This is a genomic window from Sphingobium limneticum (genome assembly GCF_008710155.1).
GTDB classification, from domain to species: Bacteria; Pseudomonadota; Alphaproteobacteria; order Sphingomonadales; family Sphingomonadaceae; genus Sphingobium; species Sphingobium limneticum.
In genome coordinates this window covers 177,598-199,131 of record NZ_VYPZ01000006.1, presented here as the reverse complement: position 1 = coordinate 199,131, position 21,534 = coordinate 177,598, and the positions used below count along the sequence as shown (strand labels likewise).

Here is a 21,534-nt window from a genome sequence, read left to right as displayed (position 1 = left end):
TAGCCATGCGACCCGATATTCTCAATCCGCTCTTTGCCGAAATATCCCTGTTCAAGGGGATCGGCCCCGCGCTTGCCCGTCCGCTGGAGCGGCTGGGGCTGGCGCGCGCGGTCGATGTCGCCTTCCATATCCCGGTCAGCTGGGTGGACCGGCACCTGACCGACGAACTGGACATGGCCGACGCGGGGCGGGTGATCGGCACGATACTGACGCCGGTGGATTATAAGGCGAGCAGCAGCCCGCGCGCCCCTTTCCGGGTGCAGGCGATCGACAAAAGGGCGAATGTCGTATCCCTCGTCTATTTCGGGAAGAATAGCGGCTGGCCGCGCAAGCTGTTGCCACTCAACGAACCCAAATTCGTGTCCGGCAAGCTGGAGGCCTATGGCGACAATCTCCAGATGGTGCATCCCGACTATGTGCTGCCGCCCGAAGAAGCGGACACGGTGCCGGCGCGCGAATCGGTCTATGGCCTGTCCGAAGGGCTGACCAACAACCGGATGCGGGATATCGCGGCGCAGGCGCTGACGCGGGCGCCGGAATTGCCGGAATGGATCGAGCCGAGCCTGCTGGCGCGCAAGGGCTGGCCCGCGTGGCGGGAGGCGCTGGGGCGGGTCCATGCCGATCCGTCGGACGCCAAGGCGCGCGAGCGGCTGGCCTATGACGAGATTTTCGCGGGGCAGCTGGCGCTGATGCTGGTGCGGCAATCGTCGCGGCGGCGGCGCGGCGTGTCGATACAGGGCGACGGGCGGTTGCGCGATATGCTGAAACTGCCCTTTGCGCCGACGGGCGCGCAGCGGCGGTCGATCGGCGAGATTGACGGCGACATGGCGCAGGCGACGCCGATGCTGCGCCTGCTTCAGGGCGATGTCGGGTCGGGCAAGACTTTGGTGGCGCTGATGGCGCTGCTGAATGCGGTCGAGGCCGGGATGCAGGGCGCGATGCTGGCGCCGACCGAAATCCTCGCGCGGCAACATTATGAGACGCTGCGGAAAATGGCGTCGGGCCTGCCGATCGAGATTGCGATCCTGACCGGGCGCGAGAAGGGCAAGGTGCGCGAAGCGACGCTGATGGGGCTGGCGGATGGGAGCATCGACATCCTCGTCGGCACGCACGCCATTTTTCAGGAAGCGGTGCAATATAAGGCGCTGGGTCTGGCGGTGATCGACGAACAGCATCGCTTCGGCGTGGCGCAGCGGATGATGCTGGCGAGCAAGGCGGAGCGATCGCCGCACCTGCTGGTGATGACGGCGACGCCGATCCCGCGCACGCTGACGCTGACCTATTATGGCGAGATGGAAGTGTCGCGACTGGACGAAATGCCGCCGGGGCGCCAGCCGATCCAGACGTTGGTGATGGCCGCCACCCGGCTGGACGAGGTGGTGGAGGCGCTGGCCCGCCATGTCGAGGGCGGGGGGCAGGCCTATTGGGTGTGCCCGCTGGTCGAGGAAAGCGAGACGAGCGATCAGGCGGCGGCGGAAATGCGCGCGGAGTCGCTGCGGGCGCGGTTCGGGGAGCGGGTCGGGCTGGTCCATGGTCGCATGAAGGGACCGGACAAGGACGCGGCGATGGAGGCCTTTTCGGCCAATCGGACGCAGATATTGGTGGCGACCACGGTGATCGAAGTGGGCGTGGACGTGCCCAACAGCAGCCTGATCATCATCGAGGGTGCGGACCGGTTCGGGCTGGCGCAGTTGCACCAGTTGCGCGGGCGGGTGGGGCGTGGTGACAAGCCGTCTACCTGCCTGCTGCTGCGCGGCAATGCGCTGGGCGAAACGTCGCGGGCGCGGCTGGCGCTGATGCGGGAGACGAATGACGGGTTCCGCATCGCAGAAGAGGATCTGAAGCTGCGCGGCGCGGGCGAGGTGCTGGGTACGCGCCAGTCGGGCGAGGCGGAACTGAAGGTCGCGACGCCAGAGCATGTCGCCGCACTGGTGGATAGTGCGCGGGATGACGCGCATCTGCTGATCGAGCGGGACGGTGGCCTCGACAGTGCGCGGGGGCAGGCGGCGCGGACGTGCCTCTATCTGTTCGAGAAGGATGCGGCTGTGGGGTTGCTCAGGGGGGGGTGATTTTTCCTTCTCCCCTTGATGGAGAAGGATATGGAGCCTTCGCGTAGCGGCTAGGCGGAGTTGGATGAGGGGGCGCGTGCGTTCGATGGGGCGCTGACCCCCTCACCCAGCTCCGACTAGGCAGCACGCTGCCAAGTCTGCGCAGCCCTCTCCCCCTTGGGGAGAGGGATAAAAACCGGCGTTTCTGCCCCCTCCCAAAAACATCTCGCACCTGCGAAACAAACTGCGGCGCGCCTGCGTTGCCCCTGGCATGACCGATATCAGCCTGACCCACATCACGCCGATGGCGGTGATGTCGATCGCCATTTCGGTGGCTGCCGCGTTCCTGATCCATTGGGCGCTTTACTGGATCGCGCTGCGGGTCGCGAAACATTCCAAGATCGAGCCGGTGCTGTTGCCCGCCATCTTTCAGCCGACGCGCTGGCTGGTGGTGTTGCTGGCGCTGGGGGCGGGATTCAAGTCGCTAGACCTGGCGCCGCGCACCGAGGATATATGGTCGATCGGCGGGCGGATGGTCTTCGCATGGCTGGTCGGCTGGCTGGTGTTCCGCCTGATGCGCGCGGGCAAGGCGATGCTGGAGGTGCGCGCCGACATCAGTGTCGAGGATAATCTGAAAGCCCGGCGGCGGCGGACGAAGATCAGCATCCTCTATCGCATATGCCAATGTATCGTCGGTTTCCTGGTGATCGCGATGATGCTGATCGCCATTCCGGGTGTGCGGACGATCGGCGTGTCGTTGATGGCATCGGCGGGTCTGGCGGCTTTGGCGGTGGGCGCGGCCGCGCAACCGGCGCTCAAAAATCTGATCGCGGGCATCCAGATGGCCTTTTCCGAACCGATCCGGCTGGACGATGTCGTCATCATCGAAGGCGAATGGGGGCGGATCGAGGAGATCAAGCTGACCTATGTCATCGTGCGTATCTGGGACGATCGGCGGATGGTGGTGCCTGTATCCTATTTTCTGGAGAAGCCGTTCCAGAACTGGACCACCAAGACGTCGGACCTGCTGGGCACGGTGTTCCTCTATGTCGATCCGACCGCCGATATCGAGCGGATCCGCACGCGCTTCGTCGAGGCGGTGAAGGCGAACGGGCGCTGGGACGGGCGGGTCGCGATCCTGCAAGTGACGGATCATCGCGCCGATGCGCTGGAACTGCGCGGGTTGTTATCGGCGCGCAATGCGGGCATCGCGTTCGACCTGCGCTGCGAGGTGCGGGAGGCGATGCTGACATTCCTGCGTACGGAAATGCCTGAAGCGCTGGTCCGCGGACGTCAAAAACTGGAGGCGGAGGGGGGCTTGACCAGCCCGCTCATCACCATGCCGTCCGGCGCGGCGGGATGAGGCCGAGCATCGCGTCGTAGATTTGCGGCGTGATCGGCTCCAGAAATTCCATGCCGAGCCGGCCATCCTCGACCCAGCGGATTTCGGCCGCATAGTCCTTCACGATCGGCAGCCAGACGCTGACCTGTTCGTGCGCCATGAAGCTGCTGTCGCTGCGGCACATCAGGCCGAGCGCGGAGATATTGATGATCCGGATGCCATGGGTGCGGCCACCGGTCGTGATGTGGCTGAGCATATCGACCAGATCGCGCGCCGCGCGCCGCTGATCGACCCCAGGGTCGCGGGAGCGCAGGACGTGGCCGAGATTGGCGAAGACGGACATGGTCCATCCTCTACGCCTTCGAAAATGGAGGCTTTACCAAAGAAGAGCGTTAACCGCCGGCTAACGCTCTTTCCCGATTCTGTGGTCAGGTGACGATCAGGCCATGCTTCTTCGCGCCGAAGCTGAGCTTGTCGCCGGCCTTGAGCGTCGCGGCGGGATCGGTGACGACCTCGCCATTCAGCTTGATCGCATTTTCGCCCAGCTTGCGGCGCACTTCCTTGTTCGACGTCGCAAAGCCCAGGCCCGTGACGGCCTGCACCACGGTCAGGCCTTCGGCGCCCAGGCTGACGGTCGGCAGGTTGGCGTCCGACGCGCCTTCCTCGAAGGTCAGCCGCGCGGTTTCGGCCGAAGCCTGCGCGGCGTCGAGCCCACGGCAGAGCGCGGTGGCTTCGTTGGCGAGGATCTTCTTCGCCTCGTTGATCTCCGCGCCTTCCAGCGCGGCGAGGCGGTTCACCTCGTCCATCGGCAGGTCGGTGAAGAGGCGCAGGCGATTGGCGACGTCGGCGTCGGCGGTGTTCCGCCAGAATTGCCAATAGTCGTAATGCGAAAGCTGATCTTCATTCAGCCAGACGGCGCCGCCAACGGTCTTGCCCATCTTCGTGCCGTCGGCATTGGTGAGCAAAGGCGTGGTGAGGCCGAACACCTGTTGCCCATCGACGCGGCGTGCGAGTTCAACGCCGTTGACGATATTGCCCCACTGGTCCGAGCCACCCATTTGCAGGCGGCAGGCCGAGCGGCGCGACAGCTCCAGAAAATCATAGGCCTGGAGGATCATATAGTTGAATTCGAGGAAGCTGAGCGACTGTTCGCGGTCGAGCCGTGTCTTGACCGAATCGAAGCTCAGCATCCGGTTGACCGAGAAATGCTGGCCGATGTCGCGCAGGAAGGGGATATACTCCAGGCGGTCGAGCCATTCGGCATTGTCGAGCATGATCGCGTCGGTCGGACCGCCCTCTTCACCTTCAGGCGCGAAGGTCAGGAAGCGTTCGAACACGCGCTTGATGCTCGCGACATTGTCCGCGATGATATCGGTCGTCAGCAGCTTGCGCGCTTCGTCCTTGAAGCTGGGATCGCCGATCTTGCCGGTGCCGCCGCCCATCAGGATGATGGGCTTGTGGCCCGCCTTCTGCAACTGGCGCAGCATCATGATCGACACCAGATGCCCGACATGCAGCGACGGCGCGGTCGGATCGAAGCCGATATAGCCCGGCACCACCTGCTTGCCGGCAAGGGCGTCAAGCCCCTCCGCATCGGTCATCTGGTGGATGTAGCCGCGTGTTTCCAGCAGGCGTAGGAGATCGGACTGATAGTTGCTCATGGCGCGGGCCTGTAGCATCGCGGCCGGGCGACGAAAAGGCTTCGCGTTGACATGGTTCGCCGAACGGCCTAGCCCGGCTCCATGGCCAGAAACGTCATCCTGTTCCGGAGCTATTACCGCCGCTGACATAAGCGGTGGGTTTCTTGTCGTCCTTTCAACCGCTGCGCCAATCAGCGGTTGATCCTGAAAAATCCCCGACCAAAGATTTGCGCGGCTCTCTTCAAAAAGAAGCGAGGCTTTGCGTGATCCTGTTTTCCCCTCCTGTCCGGCCCAGCTTGGGCATTATCGGCCTTGGCGCCTTCGGGCGGTTGATGGCGGAGTATCTGGCGCCGCATGTTGCGGTGCTGGCCCATGATGCGCGGGCGGTTGAGATGCCGGTGGGTGTCGAGCCGGCGTCGCTGGCGCAGGTGAGTGGGTGCGATATCGTGATATTGGCGGTGCCGGTGGCGGCGATGCGGGCGGTCTGCCGGGAGATGGCACCGTATCTGAAACCCGGCGCGCTGGTGATGGACGTGGGGTCGGTGAAGGTCGAGCCGGCGGCGATATTGCGGGAAGAGTTGCCCGCGCATGTCGACCTGATCGCCACCCACCCCTTGTTCGGGCCGCAGAGCGTGGGGCAGGGGATGGCAGGGTTGAAGATCGTGCTGTGCCCGTTGCGGGGGACGAGGGCGCGACGGGTGGCGACTTTCCTGCGCAGGACGTTCGGGCTGGCGGTGCTGTTCGCCACGCCGGAGGAGCATGATCGCGAAGCGGCCTTCACCCAGGGGCTGACGCACCTGATCGCCAAGGCGATGCTGCGGATGGAGCATCTGCCCGAGCGGATCACCACGCGCAGTTTCGACCTGATCCGACAGGCGGTGGAGATGGTGCGCCATGATGCGGTGGGGGTGAGCCGGGCGATCGAGCAGACCAATCCATTCTCGGCGGCGGCACGGGATTGTTTCTTCGCGGAGATGGAGGCGGTGCGGCTGGAGTGCGAGGGGCCTCTATCGCAAGCGATCGCCCGGCTATAAGGAATGACTCCGTTCGTCCTGAGTAGGGACTGAGCGAAGTCGAAGTCGCATATCGAAGGGCGGTAAGCGACTTATCCTTCGATACGCCGCTTCGACAGGCTCAGCGGCTACTCAGGACGAACGGCCTAGGTTACATGCTTTTTCCTAAATGCCGCAAATAAGAGGATCATCCGTGACCAACGCCCCCATGCTCGCCATCGGATTGATGTCCGGCACTTCGCGCGACGGGATCGACGCGGCGTTGATCGAGACGGATGGGGAAGGGGTGACGCGGCCGGTCGCTTTCCATGCGATGGCCTATGATGACGGGTTCCGGTTGCGGCTGGCCGAGGCGTGCCAGAGGGCGATGGCGATGGAGAAGCCGGGCTTCGAACCGCTGATCGCGTCGGTCGAGGTGGAATTGACCGAACGGCATGTGCAGGCGGTCGCGGACCTGCTGGGGCGCAGCGGGCATATTGCGGAAGATGTGGGCGTGATCGGCTTTCATGGCCATACCGTCGCGCATCGGCCCGAATGGAATTGGACCTGGCAGATCGGCGATGGCGCGGGGCTGGCCGGCGGGTTCGGGATTCCGGTCGTGGCCGACTTGCGCAGCGCCGATGTGGCGGCAGGCGGACAAGGTGCGCCGCTGATGCCGGTCTATCATCGGGCGCTGGCCGACGGGCTGGTCAAGCCGGCGGCGATCCTCAATCTGGGCGGGGTGGCGAATATCAGCTTCATCGGGTCGGACGGGACGCTGATCGCGTTCGATACCGGGATGGCGAGCGGGTTGATCGACAATTGGATGCAGACGCATGGCGGCGCGGCCTATGATGAGGGCGGCGCCACGGCTGCGCGGGGGCAGGTGGATGCGGCGCGGCTGGCGGCGATGATGGCCGATCCCTGGTTCGCCGTGCCGCCGCCCAAGAGCATCGACCGCGAGCAGTTCAGTATCGAGGCGGTGCGGGGGCTGAGCCTGGAGGATGGCGCGGCGACCCTGACCGCTTTCACCGCTGAGGCGGTGGCGCGGGCGGTGGAGCATCTGCCCGAGCGGCCGGCGCAGATCCATGTCGCGGGCGGTGGGCGGCATAATGCAACGCTGATGGCGATGCTGGCGGCGCGGACCGGGGCGCAGGTGTTGAGCGTCGATGGCCTTGGCTGGGATGGCGATGCGCTGGAGGCGCAGGGTTTCGCCTATATGGCGGTGCGGCATTTGCGGGGGTTGGCGATCAGCTTTCCCGGCACGACCGGGGTGCCGGAGCCGATGACCGGCGGGGTGTTGTTTCGGGCTTAACTTCGCATATTTCCCGCCGGATGCGACATTTTGTTATGCCGGGCTGATCCTATCGGGAAGTCCCGGCGGCAGGCCGGCGTCCAGTTGAGGCCGTGGGACTGGGCCCCGGCCTGCGCCGGGGAACGGAAAAACGCAGGTTCTGCTGTAATTGGCGCTCAGGGCACGCCGATGACGGCGTCGGATTGGGCCGGATATTGGCGCAGCAGGGCGTTGGACAGGTCGGCCGCGATATTGCCCGGCGTCGCGGAGTTGCGGACCGTGACGGCCGAACCGCGCCATATCACGTCCGTTTCGCCGCGTTTGCGCAGGGTCATGTCGAGTTGGGTCCGTTCCAGGGCCACGCGGCGGGATTTGCCCGATGGCACCTGTATCTTGACCGCCGATCCGACCCCGCTCCTCAGGCCGCCATTCTCGATCTTCGGGCCTGTGGTGGTGACCTTTGCGTCTACGGTCCCGACCTGCGTCACCGACACTGCGAGGTCCATCGTGAAAGCGGCGTGGCCGGCGCCGTCCAGCAGGGTGAAGCCCGTGTCCGCCAAAGCGCTGGCTGTGGCGTCGCGGAACAGGTCTTGCCCCGCATCGATGCTGTTTGCCTCGACGGCCATGGTGCCTTCGGTGGGCGGAGCGGCGGCGAGCGTGGCGGCTGGCGTCAAAGCGAGGAGGGCGAAGGCTGCGCGGGCTGCCTGTTGGCGGGTGAACATGGCGAACTTCCTCCGGAAAACGGGTCTGGCGGGATATAAGTTGTTGGACGGCAAGCCGCTACCGCTTGCGCGTCAATTCCCGCATGGCGGCGTCGATGCCTTCGATCGTCAGGGGGTACATGCGGTCGTTCATCAGGTCGCGGATCATCTGGGTCGACTGGCTATAGCCCCAATGCGCCTGTGACGCGGGATTGAGCCAGACGGTGGCGGGATAGGTGCGGGTGACGCGGTCCAGCCAGACGGCGCCGGCTTCTTCATTCATATGTTCGACAGAGCCACCCGGATGGGCGATCTCATAGGGGCTCATCGCCGCGTCGCCGACGAAGATCACCTTATAGTCATGGCCATATTTGTGGAGGATGTCCCATGTCGGCGTTCGTTCCGAAAAGCGGCGGCGATTATCCTTCCAAACGCCTTCGTACAGGCAGTTATGGAAGTAGAAAAATTCCATATTCTTGAATTCGCCGGTCGCGGCGGAAAAAAGTTCTTCGCACAGGGTGACGAACGGGTCCATCGAGCCGCCGACGTCGAGGAAGAACAGCAGTTTCACCGCATTATGGCGCTGTGGCCGCATACGGATGTCGAGCCAGCCCTGCCGCGCGGTGCCGCGGACCGTTTCGTCGAGGTCCAGTTCGTCCGCCGCGCCCTCCCGCGCGAAGCGGCGCAGGCGGCGTAGCGCCACCTTGATATTGCGGGTGCCGAGTTGTTTCATGCTGTCGAGGTTCGCGAATTCACGCTTTTCCCAGACCTTGATCGCGCGCTTGTGCCGGCTTTCGCCACCGATCCGGATACCCTCCGGATTATAGCCGCCATGGCCGAAGGGAGAGGTGCCGCCGGTGCCGATCCATTTATTGCCGCCCTGATGCCGCTCCTTCTGTTCCTCCAGCCGCTCCTTGAGGGTCTTCATGATCGTGTCCCAATCGCCCAGCGACTTGATCTGCGCAATATCCTCCGGGCTGAGATATTTTTCGGCGACGAGAAGCAGCCATTCTTCGGGAATGTCGGCTTCGATGCCGTCCTGATCGAGTACGCCCTTGAAGACTTTGGCGAACACCTGATCGAAGCGGTCCAGCAGCCCTTCATCCTTCACATAGGTGGCGCGGGCGAGATAATAGAAATCCTCCGGCCGGCGGGCGATAACGTCGCGATCCAGCGCCTCCAGCAGCAGCAGATGCTCCTTGATGCTGGCGTTGATGCCGGCGGCGCGGAGGGCGTCGAGAAAATTGAGCAGCATGGGTCGCTTGTCGGCCAGCGGCAGCGGGGATGCAAGCTGCCGCGGCGAGCCGGGATTGTCCGAATATTAAGTGTTGCAGCGCATGGTTAATCCGTCATCATCCAGTCATAATAGATTTCGGCGGGGCGCACTTGGAAAACAGGGACTTGTTGGCTGACCTGGGGGAACGGTCGGGCGACATCGCATTGCAGTGCAGCGAAACGGCTGGATATCTGAGCGAGCTCAATCGTCGCATTCAGGGGGATTCGGCGCATCTCGCCGATTTGCAGGCCAATATGGCGACGCTGGCGGCGAGCCAGAATGAGAGCGTCGCCGCTGCGCAGGAATTGAGCCTGACCGCGCGGCGCGCCGGGCGGATCATCGCGGACGGGCATGATGTGATCGGCCTGTCACTGGGCGAGGTGGCAGGCCTGGTCGAGCATGTCACCGGGCTGGAAGGGCATTTGCGCCAGTTCCTGACCGTGATCGAGGCGGTAGGCGACATCAGCGAGGAGTTGGGGGCGATCGCGCGGCAGACGCGGTTGCTGGGCGTCAACGCCGCGATCGAGGCGGCGCGCGGCGGGGCGGCGACGCAGGGCTTTGCGGTGGTTGCGGACGAGATCCGGCGGTTGGCGGGGCAGGCGGGGGAATCCGCCGCCTCGGTCGGCGACAAGCTGGGCCAGCTGGACCGCGATGCGCGGGCGCTGATCGGGGGCGTCGAGGCGAATATCGTGCGCGGTCGGGGGGTCGGCACCCATATCGACCAGTTGCGCCTCAGCATGGCGGAGATCGCGTCACTGGTGACGCAATTTGGCGAGCGGTCCGACGCGATCGTCCATTGCACCGACGCCGCCGACGGCGATGTGAGCGCGCTGCGGCACGGGTTGGCGACATTCGGCCGGTCGGCGAGCGACAGCGCGTTGCGCGTGGATGCCGCGCGCGAGCAGTTGGAAGGGCTGGAGGGCATGGCCAATGCGATGCTCAACCGCGCGGCGCATGGACCGCAAAAGACGCGCAACAGCCGTTATATCGCGCTGGCCGAGGATGGCGCGGAGGAGATTAGTGCGTTGATCGAGGATGCGGTGCGGGACGGAGAGATCAGTCTGGCGGCGCTGTTCGACAGCGATTATCGCGCCGTGCCGGGATCAAGCCCAACCCAATATCTGAACGGCTTCACCGCCTTTGCCGACAATCGCGTGCGGCCGGTGCTGGACCGGCGGACGAGCGAGGATAGTGCGATCATCGGCTGCTGCCTGCTGGACATGAACGGCTATCTGCCGACCCATATCAGCACGCGTAGTCAGCCGCAGCGGCCGGGCCTGTCGGACTGGAATATGGAGCATGCGCGTAACCGGCAGATATTCATGGACAGCCAGACGCGCCGCGCTTTGCAGGAGGAAGGCGATTTCTTTCTGTTCACCTACCGACAGGATCTGGGCGAGGGGCGCTATCGTGCGCTGCGCAGCGTGTTCGTGCCGTTGGTGTTCGGCGGGCGGAAGTGGGGGCTTTATGAGGTGGGGTATCTGATTTGAGGGGTGGGTGGCGTTATTTTGAAAACGGCCAGATCTGGACGGTTTGAAGCCCTCTCCCGCCTTCGCGGGAGAGGGTTGGGTGAGGGTCTTTCTACTGGATGAGCGCCAGGCGGACGGCTTCGATTGCACCATCGAAGTTCTCGGTCGCTTCGTGGTTCCAGATACGCAAAAGTCGATAGCCTTGGGCCTGCAACCATTTAGATCGCGCTACATCCCTGTCTTCGTCATGCTGGCCGCCATCGAGTTCGATGATTAGCCGTCGTTCTACACACAGAAAATCGACAATGAATGGACCGATCGTTGTCTGACGACGGAATTTAAAGCCATCCAATTGGCGATTGCGAAGGACCATCCAGAATTTTTGTTCAACGTCCGTTGTGTTTCGGCGTAGTCGCGCCGCATGCGGGCTGATCTGACGTCGAACTGGATACATCCAGATTACCATACAGAAAAAAAGACCCTCACCCAACCCTCTCCCGTAAAGACGGGAGAGGGCTAGAGAAGCAGAAAATATTTCAATATAGTTTTAGCGCCGCTCGCAATCACAAATGATTTCTCGATCCCGGCGCTTACCGGCTGAGCGTCACATCCCCGTTGGCGGCGTAGGTAGCGATGGCGGCGGCCTGGGCGGTCTGGGGGTCTTTGCCGTCCAGGATCGCGGCGATCTGGTGCGGGTTGGGAACGCGGTCGTAGAGGCCGTAGAGGTCGGTCTGGCCGACCATGTGGATCGACAGCTTGTAGCCCTGAGCATCGGTGGCCGGATCGAAGGCGAGGACGGTGCCGCTGTCATCGACCGGCACGATGATCGGGCCGTCGCCGCGCCCGGCCTGTTGCAGCATGTCATAGCTGCCCTCGGCCGTGGTCACGGTGCCACGGACGCACAGCGCATCCTTGCCGTCGCGGGGGATGAGGACGTTCTGGGGCACGGCATGGTCGGTCGGCTTGGCTGGGGTCAGTTGCGCGTCGGCTGTGGCAGCAGCGGGGCAGGCGGCGAAGCTGGCCGGGGCGGTGGCATGCAGGCTGGCGGGATCGTCCACCGTCAGCTTGGCGAGCATGCCGTCAAGGCCCTTCAGCACTTCGGTGCGGCGCTCGGTGGGGCCGGTGATGCGGATCTTCACGATCCAGCGTCCGGCATGGATGAAGCCCGCCGCCGTCGTCAACGCACCGTCGGCTGCGTCGTCATAGACTGCGCGGATCGCGCTGGCCGCCCGGCCGGCGGCAGGGGCGCTGGCATAGGCGGTGCGGCGGGTCTTGGCGCCGAACCGCTCCATCACTGCCTTGTCGGTCATATAGGCGGCGAGGGAAGCGTCGGCATAAGTGGGCAGATAGACGTAGAGGGTCGCCTGAATGGCGCCATCCTCCGACAGATATTGCGCATAATTGTCGACCGCGCGGCCGCCATTGGAGGCTTCGCCGCTTTTGGACAGGGACAGGCCGGCGACGGTCTGCGGCAGGCTGATACCCGCAGCGTCAGCGCGGATACTGTCCTGGGTCGGGGTCCAAGCTTCGCCGTCCGCGGCTTGCGCGAGCGAGGGGACGGCAAGGCACAGGGCGGCCGCCGACAGAAAACGAGTCATGAGACTTTGGGCGCACTTGGGCAACGGCATCCCTCTCCAGATCTAGACCGTCTTGGTGCGGCCTTGAACTATGACAGGGAGGCTACAGACTAAACCGGGGGGCGCAAGAGGCTAAATCAGGCGACCGGCGGGATTTGCGCGGGATAAGGGGGCAGGTCGGGGTCATGATGCGCCCAGTGCGGCGCGGCGCCGGTCCGGATCACCGCCTGCGGGCCGATGAGGGCGGGATGGTCCGGCGCGCCGGCGCGGATGAAGGTTAGATGCGGGCGCGAGTCGGCCATGCTGGCATGCCAGCGGACCTCGCCGGTGGTGGCGATGCGAAGGCGTCAGGGAGGGGGGGGGAGTGACCTGACAGGCCCTCATTAAACCCCTCCCGCAAGCAGGCGGGGAGATTTTACCGCCCCTGTCGCCGGGCCATGAAGGCGAGGCGTTCGAACAGCATGATGTCCTGCTCATTCTTGAGCAGCGCGCCGTGGAGCGGCGGGATCGCCTTGGTCGGGTCGCTGTTCTGGAGGACGTCCAAGGGCATATCCTCGTTCAGCAGCAGTTTCAGCCAGTCGAGCAACTCGCTGGTGCTAGGCTTTTTCTTGAGGCCGGGGACGTCGCGTATCTCGTAGAAGATATCCATCGCCTTGCCGACCAGGATCTTCTGGATGCCGGGGAAATGGACGTCTACGATGGCCTGCATCGTGTCGCGGTCGGGGAATTTGATATAGTGGAAGAAGCAGCGGCGCAGGAAGGCGTCAGGCAATTCCTTCTCATTATTCGACGTGATGATCACCACCGGGCGATCGGCGGCCGCGATCGTTTCGCCCGTTTCATAGACATGGAACGCCATGCGATCGAGTTCCTGCAACAGGTCGTTGGGGAATTCGATGTCGGCCTTGTCGATTTCGTCGATCAGCAGGACGGGGAGTTTGGGCGCGGTGAACGCCTCCCACAACTTGCCCTTGCGGATATAATTGCCGATGTCGTGGACGCGTTCGTCGCCCAGCTGGCCGTCGCGCAGGCGGGCGACGGCGTCATATTCGTAGAGGCCCTGATGTGCCTTCGTCGTGGATTTGACGTTCCATTCGATCAGGGGGGCGTCCAGCGCCTTGGCGATTTCCTGGGCCAGGACGGTCTTGCCGGTGCCCGGTTCGCCCTTCACCAGCAGGGGACGGCGCAGCAGCACGGCGGCGTTGACCGCGACCTTCAGATCGTCGGTGGCGACATAGTCCTGCGTGCCTTCAAAGCGCATCATCCCGTCCCATTCGGTTGTCGATGACAACCGGACTAGGCAATGCGGCAGGCCGGTGCAATCGGTAAGGAGAGGATCAGGCGGTCTTTGCGCGGACGTCGGCGCGGGCGGCGAGCAGATCCCACAGGCCGCGATGCTGGTTCAGAAGCTGGCGCGCGCCGAACTGGATCGCGCGGTCGATGCCGTCGTCGCCGCCGATCGCGCGGGCGACGTCCAGCGTGGCGGCGCGTTCGGGCAAGGCGCAGGGATGGGGTTCAAGGCCGACGCGCAGGGCGGCCTGATCCAGCACATGGCGCACGGCGCGCCAGTCGAGCACCAGCGCCATCGCCGCGCCCATGGCGCATCCGCGCCGGTCGGACTGAGCCAGCATGTCGAGCGCATGGCGTTGCTGGCTGACGGCGGTTTCGCAATCGGCCTGGCCCGCCGTGCTGGGCGCAGGGCCGACGGCCACGGTGACCTGGGTCAAATAGGCGCGTTCGCGGGCGAAGGCGTCGCCTGCCTCGATCAGCCATTGGCGCGCGGCATTGTCGGCGGAGCGGGTGGCCGCATGGTCGATGACGCCGGGATGGCGGCCGTGGAGCATGCAGAGATAATAAGCGCCATCGGCCAGATCGGAGAGCGACAGCAGGGCGTCGCGGGCCACGCCGGCGGCGGCGCGATTGGCATAGGGATGGGCAGCCGTGCCGTCGGCAGCGACCAGCGCTTCCAGGATTCGCGCAATGTCGCCAAATTGGTAGCGCGGTGCCGCTTCGCTCATGCTCTCATCCCTGTTGGTCCCGCAGGCGCGGGCTGTAGCCACAGGGATAGGGGAACCGGGTAAACGTCCGGTTTACGGAATCAGAAAGGGCGACCCTGAAAGCCGCCCTTTTCCGTCAAGAATGGTTAATTTAAATTTACCGATCCAATTTAATTTAACCGCTTTACATACCCAAAAGCCATGAGACTGACTCATATGGAGTGTTCCCCGGCGTAGGCCGGGGTCCAGTCCCACGCTCTGAACTGGACCCCGGCCTGCGCCGGGGAACGCTTAGCCGAGGCTCCAATCATTGCTTGGTGGTATTACTGGTCCAGGAATGACCGCATCTTGCGCGAGCGCGAGGGGTGCTTGAGCTTGCGCAGCGCCTTCGCCTCGATCTGACGGATGCGTTCGCGGGTCACGCTGAACTGCTGGCCCACTTCTTCCAGCGTATGGTCGGTGTTCATGCCGATACCAAAGCGCATGCGCAGCACGCGCTCTTCACGCGGAGTGAGCGAGGCGAGGACGCGGGTGACCGTTTCCTTCAGGTTCGCCTGGATCGCGGCATCGACCGGAATGATCGCGTTCTTGTCTTCGATGAAGTCGCCCAGATGGCTGTCTTCCTCGTCGCCGATCGGCGTTTCGAGGGAGATCGGCTCCTTGGCGATCTTCATCACCTTGCGCACCTTTTCGAGCGGCATCGACAGACGCTCGGCCATTTCTTCCGGCGTCGGTTCGCGGCCCTGCTCGTGCAGGAACTGGCGGCTGGTGCGGACCAGCTTGTTGATCGTTTCGATCATATGAACCGGGATACGGATGGTCCGCGCCTGATCCGCGATCGAGCGGGTGATCGCCTGACGGATCCACCAGGTAGCATAGGTGCTGAACTTGTAGCCGCGGCGATATTCGAACTTATCCACCGCCTTCATCAGGCCGATATTGCCTTCCTGAATGAGATCCAGGAACTGAAGGCCGCGGTTGGTGTATTTTTTGGCGATGGAGATGACGAGGCGAAGGTTCGCCTCCACCATTTCCTTCTTGGCGATGCGCGCTTCACGTTCGCCCTTTTGCACCATGTTCACGATGCGGCGGAATTCGCTCAAGGACATGCCGGTCGCCTGCGCGATTTCGCCGACCTCGTTGCGGATGCGATCGACGGCGCGGCCTTCGGCAGCGACGAAGGCGGACCATTTCTTGTCCAGGCCGCTGACCTTGTCGAGCCAGCCATCGTCCAGCTCATGGTTTACATAGCGGTCGAGGAAATCCTTGCGGCTGACCTTGTGACGCTCGGCCAGACGCAGCATCTGGCCGCCCAGCGCGGTGAGGCGGCGGTTATAGGCGTAGAGCTGATCGACGAGATATTCGATCTTCTGCTGGTGGAACTGGACGCTCTCGACTTCGGCGGTCAGCTGTTCGCGCAGGTCGTGATAAGTGTCTTCGGCCTTCTGGCTCAGGCTGTCGCCATTGGCCATCGCGACCATGCGCGCTTCCTGCGAAGCGGAAAAGGCGCGGAAGATTTCGGTGATGGTGGCGAACTTCTCAAGCGCCATCGGCTTGAGCGTCTCTTCCATCTGGGCGAGGGAAAGGGTGTTGTCCTCTTCCTCTTCTTCCTCGGCGCGGCGGGCACGGGGAGCGCCGTCCTCATCCTCGTCGGCGTCGGCGGATTCCTCCTCCGGCTCTTCTTCTTCCTTGAAGCTGGGGCCGGCGGTCTTTTCGCTGATTTCGCCGTCGTCGTCTTCGGCGCCCTCTTCCATGCTTTCGGGAGCGGGATCCTTGGAGAGCATGGCGTCGAGATCCAGGATCTCGCGCAGCTGCATTTCGCCGTTGTTAAGCGCGGTCGACCATTCGATGATGGCGTTGAAGGTGGTCGGGCTTTCGCACAGACCCAGGATCATCGTGTCGCGACCGGCCTCGATCCGCTTGGCGATGGCGATTTCGCCTTCACGGCTGAGCAGTTCCACCGCGCCCATTTCGCGCAGGTACATGCGAACGGGATCGTCGGTGCGATCGACCGTTTCCTTCTTCTTTTCGGTGACGAGCTTGGGGCCGTCATCGTCGCTCGATTCATCCTCGGCGTCCTCGGCATCCTCACGCTCGCGCTGTTCGTCGCCGTCTTCGCTGGCCTCCTCATTCTCGACGATATTGACGCCCATCTCGTTGAGGGCAGCCATGATATCCTCGATCTGCTCGGAGGACATTTGGTCCTGCGGCAGGGCATCGTTCAGCTCGTCATAAGTGATGTAGCCGCGCTTCTTCGCGCGGGCGATCAGCTTCTTGACGGAGGCTTCGTTGAGATCGAGCAGGGGCGCATCGCCACCTTCCTCCGCATCGCTTGCCCCGCCATTTTTGCTGTTCGCCTTGGTCGCCATGTAATCGCCTTACTTCGTCGCCCTGATAAGAGGGCTAACCTAAATCAAACAATGTCTTCGGACTGCGCAAGTTCCGCAACGCGACGGTCGTGATCGGCCTTCAGCATGCGAATACGCTGCTGCTCAGCGAAATTGGCTTCGCTGAAGTCGCTCTCGAACCGTTTCGTGGCTTCCACCAGTGCCGTTTCCAGCTCCGGTCCCTGCGCCATCACTCGAATGGCTTCCTCCAGATCGCGCGATAGGCGATCAGGGTCGGTTGCCATCCTGTCGGGAGTGAGTGTGAAAGCGTCGGCCCGGAGCATCCCCTTGGCCATATTATACAACTCACCTTGCCCCAATATGGTAAGGAGGGCCTGTGTTTCAACTGTTTCTTTGCGGAAGGACAGGCTGATCATCGCAGCGAGCATCTGCGCCAGCATCGGATCGCCGATTTGCAGGGCCGAAAGCATCTCCCGATGAGGGGCGATCTGGGCCGGATGGCGTAGCAAGGCGGCAAGGACGGCACGCAGCAGGCGCTGCTCCATCCCGCTGGCGCCGATCGCGCGGACTTCGGTGCCGGCGGGGGGAATCGGCGCCTTCCAATTGCCGCGCTTGTCCCGTTGCCAGCGGGCGGCATTGCCGCCACCGCCGCCCTGAAATCGCTGCTGCGCGGGCGCGGAGTCACGGCGGGCGAAGAAGCGGGCGTCGTAGCGTTCGCGAAATTCATGGGCGTAATGGGCGCGCACGTCGGGATGGGCAATCGCATCCGTTATGGCGCGAAGCCGCTGTTTGAGCGCCGCCTTCTGCTCGGGCGTTTCGAGCGGCATGGCGGAGAGTTCATGGCTCCACAGCCGTTCGATCAGCGGTTCGGCCGCGTTCAGCACCGCCTCCATCGCCTGCGCGCCGCTGGCGCGAATCAGGTCGTCGGGGTCTTGCCCGGGCGGCAGGGTGGCAAAGCACAGGCTATGGCCGGGGCGCAGCAGGGGCAGGGCACGGGTGGCGGCGCGAATCGCGGCCTTCTGCCCGGCCGAATCGCCGTCGAAGCAGAGGACGGGGACTTCGACCATCTTCCACAGCCGTTCGATCTGATGTTCGGTCAGCGCCGTGCCGAGCGGGGCGACGGCTTCGCCAAAGCCGGCCTGGGCCAGCGCGATGACGTCCATATAGCCCTCCACCACGATGACGCGGCCGGTCGAGCGACTGGCGGGGGAGGCGCGGTCGATATTATAGAGGGTGCGGCCCTTGTCGAACAGCGGGGTGTCGGGCGAGTTCAGATATTTGGGCTCGCCCGCACCCAATATGCGGCCGCCGAACGCGATGACCCGGCCGCGAATGTCGCGGATGGGGAACATGAGGCGGCCACGGAAACGGTCGTAGCTTTCGCGCTTCTTCCCGGCGCCCTTGCCCTGTTCAAGTGCTTCCGGGTCGATCAGCAGGCCGGCTTCGACCAGCATCGGTTCGCCGAACTCCTTGAGCGCGGTCTTGAGGCGGCCGCGTCCGTCCGGCGAGAAGCCGAAGCCGAAGGCGCGGCGCGTGGCGTCGGTCATGCCGCGTTTTTGCAGATAGGCGCGTGCTTCGCCGCCATCGATGCCGCCCAGTTGCTCCTCGAAGAAGGCCTGCGCCGCGCCCATCGCGTCGTGCAGGCCTCTGGCCGCTTCGGCGCGCTTGGCCGCGCGGGGATCGGCGGCGGGCACATCCATGCTGGCGGCGGCGGCCAGTTCCTTCACCGCCTCCATGAAGGGCAGGCCGCGCTGGTCGGTCATCCAGCGGATCGCATCGCCATGCGCGCCGCAGCCGAAGCAATGGTAGAAGCCCTTCTCGTCGTTGATCGTGAAGCTGGGCGTCTTTTCATTATGGAAGGGGCAGCAGGCCTTATATTCGCGGCCGGCCTTGGTGACCTTCACGGTCTTGCCGATGAGGGTCGACAGCGACGTGCGCGCGCGCAGCTCGTCCAGCCATTGCGGGGTGAGGGTCATGCGCCTTCTTCCCCCTCCCGCGTGCGGGAGGGGGGCAGGGGGGTGGGCTCAACCGGGCCACCCAAAGCTGCCCTGACGATAGTTTCCAACACGGCCTCTAGATTCTCAATGAGATCATTATTCCAGAAGCGGATCAGCCGGTAGCCCTGCGCTTCGATCTTTCTGGTCCGCATGGCGTCATAATCTGCTGCATCGGCATGCTGGCTGCCGTCCAGTTCGACGACCAGCTTGCGGGAGCGGCACACAAAATCACAGATGAAGCCGGCTATAGGCATCTGGCGGCTGAATTTCAGGCCTTCGAGTTGGGCGCCTTTCAATCGGCTCCAGAGCAGTCGCTCAGCTTGCGTGGCGTTGTTGCGCAGATTGCGTGCGCCATCGGTCGGGCGCGCAAGTCGATAGGGTGAGCCCACCCCCCGGCCCCCTCCCGCAGGCGGGAGGGGGAGATCAGGTGGCGCTCCCCCGTCTTCACTCACACAAGCGCCGCTTTCACCAGGCCGCTTGCCTTGCTCATGTCGATGACGCTGCCGTGGCGTTCTTTCAGCACGGCCATCACCTTGCCCATGTCCTTCACGCTCTCCGCGCCGACTTCGGCCTTGATGCCTTCGATCGCGGCCTTGGTTTCCTCTTCGCTCAGCTGGGCGGGGAGGAAGCTTTCGATCACGTCCAGTTCGGCCTGTTCCTTGGCGGCCAGTTCGTCGCGGCCGCCGGTCTTGAACATGTCGATCGATTCGCGGCGCTGCTTCACCATCTTCTGGAGCACTTCGACCACTAGGGCGTCGTCGTCCGGCACATTGGACGCGGTGCGCAATTCGATGTCGCGATCCTTCAGCTTCGCCAGGATCAGGCGCACGGCGGCCAGGCGTTCCTTGTCGCCCGCCTTCATCGATTCAATCTGGGCGCTCTTGATGGTGTCGCGAATCATGGCGAACGAATCCTGTTTCTTTCGGGAAAGGAGAAGATATAGCGGCAAAAGAGATTTTTAACAGACGTTGACCTGAACGTCGCACGGGCATAGGTGACCGGCCGTTTAACCCGCACCAGACGGGTTCCCGCAAAAGCATAAAGGACCGCAGACCATGGCAGACGCCAAAACCCTTACTGTGCCTAAAGGAGCGACAGGGGTCGTGGTTTTTGCCGATGGCAGCGCCGTGTTCGGCCGCGGCTTCGGTGCGGTGGGCGATGCGGTGGGCGAGCTGTGCTTCAACACCTCCATCACCGGCTATCAGGAGATCATGACCGATCCGTCCTATGCCGGGCAGATCGTCAATTTCACCTTCCCCCATATCGGCAATGTCGGCACCAATCTGGACGATGTGGAGGCTTTGCTTCCTCATGCGCTGGGCTGCATCGTGCGGCAGGACGTCACCGCGCCAAGCAATTTCCGCAATGTCGAACCGTTCGACCAGTGGATGAAAGAGCAGGGTCGCATCGGTCTGGCCGGCGTGGATACCCGCGCGCTGACCCGCCTCATTCGCATCAAGGGTGCACCCAATGTCGTGATCGCCCATGATCCCGATGGCAATTTCGATATCGAAGCGCTGAGCGCGAAGGCCGCTTCCTGGCCGGGGCTGGAGGGCATGGACCTTGCCATCGAAGTCACGGGCAAGGAAAGCCGCTTGTGGAAGGATGGCGTGTGGAAGCTGGGCTTTGGCTATGGCCTGAATGAAGCGGGCGATGAGCGCCCCCATGTCGTCGCGATCGATTATGGCGCGAAGAACAATATCTTCCGCAATCTGGTGCAAGCCGGCGCGCGCGTGACCGTGCTGCCCGCCACCGCATCCTATGAAGAGGTGACGGCGCTCAGCCCCGACGGCGTGTTCTTGTCCAACGGTCCGGGCGATCCGGCCGCGACCGGCGCCTATGCCGTGCCGGTGATCGCGGCGCTGCTGACCGACAATGTGCCGATCTTCGGCATTTGCCTTGGCCATCAGCTGCTGGGTCTGGCGGTGGGCGCCAAGACGATCAAGATGCATCAGGGCCATCGCGGCGCCAACCATCCGGTCAAGCGCCTGTCGGATGGTCTGGTCGAGATCACCAGCATGAACCATGGCTTTGCGGTCGATGTCGACACGCTGCCTGCCAATGCGCGATCGACCCATGTGTCGCTGTTCGACGGCAGCAATTGCGGTATCGAGCTGACCGACAAGAACGCCTTTTCGGTGCAGTACCACCCCGAAGCCTCACCGGGGCCGCAGGACAGCTTCTATCTGTTCAAGCGGTTCGTGGACGGCCTGAAAAAGCCGGTCGCGGCATGAGCCAGAACCTGCCCCCCGTCGACGAAGCGCGTCTTGCCGCCGAGTGGGAGGCGGACAAGGACGTCCTCGCCAACCTGGCCGCCAATGGCGACGTGGCGCGCATCGCGCGGCCCGTGGATGTCAGCTTCCGGGGCAGCGAGAAGGATTTCGAGCGCGTCCTCATCCTCGCCAGCCAGTTCGGCTTCGTCGAGCTGGACCGGGAAGAGGATGAGGAAGGCGACCTGTTCCTGTTCCTGGAATGCGTGCAGCCGGTCGATGAAGCGTCGATCCGCGCGCTGACCAAGAAATGCCTCCAGATCGAAATCCTCTGCGGCGTCGAATATGACGGCTGGGGATGCGAGGCTCAGGCGGGGGGCGTGCATTGAGTATTCGAACAAAATTTATCAAGCCCCAAAACTAAGCGCTTTAAGTTCGGTGACGAATTCGAGAAAGAATAGTTGATGATTCAAACGCCTTGGTCTCACACGCGGGAATTTCCTAGAAAGAACATTCTCACGCCAATCGGGGCGTTGGCTAGCATCATATTTCCTACATGCGCTGCGGGAGCCGCATTTACATATCCATCTCAACTAAGCTGGGTATTATTATGCATAGGCTGTATTCCACTTGCAGTCGCAAT

The 21,534-nt window shown here is 63.5% G+C and carries 20 protein-coding genes; 7 read left to right on the top strand and 13 right to left on the bottom strand.

The window, feature by feature from the left end; genetic code table 11:
- The first annotated feature begins 5 nt into the window (after window positions 1–5).
- Both recG and F4U94_RS10210 read left to right on the top strand, forming a co-directional pair.
- Window positions 6–2,069: an ATP-dependent DNA helicase RecG gene (gene recG, locus F4U94_RS10215; RefSeq protein WP_120249664.1), complete on the top strand. Its 2,064-nt coding sequence runs from the start codon at window positions 6–8 to the stop codon at window positions 2,067–2,069.
- Between the two features lie 250 nt (window positions 2,070–2,319).
- Window positions 2,320–3,411: a mechanosensitive ion channel family protein gene (locus F4U94_RS10210; RefSeq protein WP_170271924.1), complete on the top strand. Its 1,092-nt coding sequence runs from the start codon at window positions 2,320–2,322 to the stop codon at window positions 3,409–3,411.
- Here F4U94_RS10210 and F4U94_RS10205 read toward each other — a convergent pair.
- Window positions 3,383–3,733: a PilZ domain-containing protein gene (locus tag F4U94_RS10205; protein WP_120249666.1), complete on the bottom strand. Its 351-nt coding sequence runs from the start codon at window positions 3,731–3,733 to the stop codon at window positions 3,383–3,385. The two genes, F4U94_RS10210 and F4U94_RS10205, sit on opposite strands and share 29 nt — an antisense overlap.
- 85 nt (window positions 3,734–3,818) lie before the next feature.
- Window positions 3,819–5,051 carry a tyrosine--tRNA ligase gene (gene tyrS / locus F4U94_RS10200; RefSeq protein ID WP_120249667.1) on the bottom strand — a complete coding sequence of 411 codons (1,233 nt, stop codon included), beginning with the start codon at window positions 5,049–5,051 and terminating at the stop codon, window positions 3,819–3,821.
- 242 nt (window positions 5,052–5,293) lie between these two features.
- Between tyrS and F4U94_RS10195 the strand changes: the two genes are divergently transcribed.
- A complete protein-coding gene (locus F4U94_RS10195; RefSeq protein WP_197716421.1) occupies window positions 5,294–6,064 on the top strand; it encodes a prephenate dehydrogenase in 771 nt (256 codons plus the stop codon).
- 187 nt (window positions 6,065–6,251) lie between these two features.
- On the top strand, window positions 6,252–7,337 hold the full coding sequence (locus F4U94_RS10190) for an anhydro-N-acetylmuramic acid kinase (protein WP_120249668.1): 1,086 nt from the start codon (window positions 6,252–6,254) through the stop codon (window positions 7,335–7,337).
- A gap of 155 nt (window positions 7,338–7,492) precedes the next feature.
- Here the strand turns inward: F4U94_RS10190 and F4U94_RS10185 are convergent, their stop codons facing one another.
- Complete coding sequence (locus F4U94_RS10185; RefSeq protein ID WP_120249669.1) at window positions 7,493–8,038, bottom strand: DUF4136 domain-containing protein; 546 nt, start codon at window positions 8,036–8,038, stop codon at window positions 7,493–7,495.
- 58 nt (window positions 8,039–8,096) lie between these two features.
- The gene (locus F4U94_RS10180; RefSeq protein WP_120249670.1) at window positions 8,097–9,272 is read right to left on the bottom strand and encodes a vWA domain-containing protein; all 1,176 of its coding nucleotides are present in this window, start codon (window positions 9,270–9,272) and stop codon (window positions 8,097–8,099) included.
- Between the two features lie 146 nt (window positions 9,273–9,418).
- On the opposite strand from F4U94_RS10180, the gene F4U94_RS10175 reads away from it, so the two are divergent.
- On the top strand, window positions 9,419–10,783 hold the full coding sequence (locus tag F4U94_RS10175; RefSeq protein WP_211363296.1) for a methyl-accepting chemotaxis protein: 1,365 nt from the start codon (window positions 9,419–9,421) through the stop codon (window positions 10,781–10,783).
- A 91-nt stretch (window positions 10,784–10,874) separates the two neighbouring features.
- Here the strand turns inward: F4U94_RS10175 and F4U94_RS10170 are convergent, their stop codons facing one another.
- The 9 genes from F4U94_RS10170 to F4U94_RS10130 form a co-directional block, all read right to left on the bottom strand.
- A complete protein-coding gene (locus F4U94_RS10170) occupies window positions 10,875–11,228 on the bottom strand; it encodes an endonuclease domain-containing protein (RefSeq protein ID WP_232015852.1) in 354 nt (117 codons plus the stop codon).
- A gap of 124 nt (window positions 11,229–11,352) precedes the next feature.
- Window positions 11,353–12,390 (bottom strand): hypothetical protein, encoded by a 1,038-nt coding sequence (locus F4U94_RS10165; protein WP_172598751.1) that lies wholly within the window; start codon window positions 12,388–12,390, stop codon window positions 11,353–11,355.
- A gap of 86 nt (window positions 12,391–12,476) precedes the next feature.
- Window positions 12,477–12,641, bottom strand: coding sequence for a hypothetical protein (locus F4U94_RS10160; RefSeq protein ID WP_232015854.1), 165 nt, complete (start codon window positions 12,639–12,641; stop codon window positions 12,477–12,479).
- A gap of 113 nt (window positions 12,642–12,754) precedes the next feature.
- Window positions 12,755–13,600: an AAA family ATPase gene (locus tag F4U94_RS10155; protein ID WP_120251982.1), complete on the bottom strand. Its 846-nt coding sequence runs from the start codon at window positions 13,598–13,600 to the stop codon at window positions 12,755–12,757.
- 76 nt (window positions 13,601–13,676) lie between these two features.
- Window positions 13,677–14,357, bottom strand: a complete 681-nt coding sequence (locus F4U94_RS10150; protein ID WP_120249672.1) for a DUF6975 family protein — start codon at window positions 14,355–14,357, stop codon at window positions 13,677–13,679.
- Window positions 14,358–14,659: 302 nt separating this feature from the next.
- A complete protein-coding gene (rpoD, locus tag F4U94_RS10145; protein ID WP_120249673.1) occupies window positions 14,660–16,705 on the bottom strand; it encodes an RNA polymerase sigma factor RpoD in 2,046 nt (681 codons plus the stop codon).
- 44 nt (window positions 16,706–16,749) lie between these two features.
- Window positions 16,750–18,660 (bottom strand): DNA primase, encoded by a 1,911-nt coding sequence (gene dnaG, locus F4U94_RS10140; protein ID WP_120249674.1) that lies wholly within the window; start codon window positions 18,658–18,660, stop codon window positions 16,750–16,752.
- Window positions 18,657–19,070, bottom strand: a complete 414-nt coding sequence (locus F4U94_RS10135; RefSeq protein WP_120249675.1) for an endonuclease domain-containing protein — start codon at window positions 19,068–19,070, stop codon at window positions 18,657–18,659. The genes dnaG and F4U94_RS10135 overlap by 4 nt, the downstream gene beginning before the upstream one ends.
- A 59-nt stretch (window positions 19,071–19,129) precedes the next feature.
- Window positions 19,130–19,582, bottom strand: a complete 453-nt coding sequence (locus F4U94_RS10130; RefSeq protein ID WP_120249676.1) for a GatB/YqeY domain-containing protein — start codon at window positions 19,580–19,582, stop codon at window positions 19,130–19,132.
- A gap of 154 nt (window positions 19,583–19,736) precedes the next feature.
- On the opposite strand from F4U94_RS10130, the gene carA reads away from it, so the two are divergent.
- Together carA and F4U94_RS10120 are read left to right on the top strand one after the other, a co-directional pair.
- Window positions 19,737–20,915 (top strand): glutamine-hydrolyzing carbamoyl-phosphate synthase small subunit, encoded by a 1,179-nt coding sequence (gene carA, locus F4U94_RS10125; protein WP_120249677.1) that lies wholly within the window; start codon window positions 19,737–19,739, stop codon window positions 20,913–20,915.
- Window positions 20,912–21,280 (top strand): ribonuclease E inhibitor RraB, encoded by a 369-nt coding sequence (locus F4U94_RS10120; RefSeq protein WP_120249678.1) that lies wholly within the window; start codon window positions 20,912–20,914, stop codon window positions 21,278–21,280. The genes carA and F4U94_RS10120 overlap by 4 nt, the downstream gene beginning before the upstream one ends.
- Window positions 21,281–21,534 lie beyond the last annotated feature (254 nt).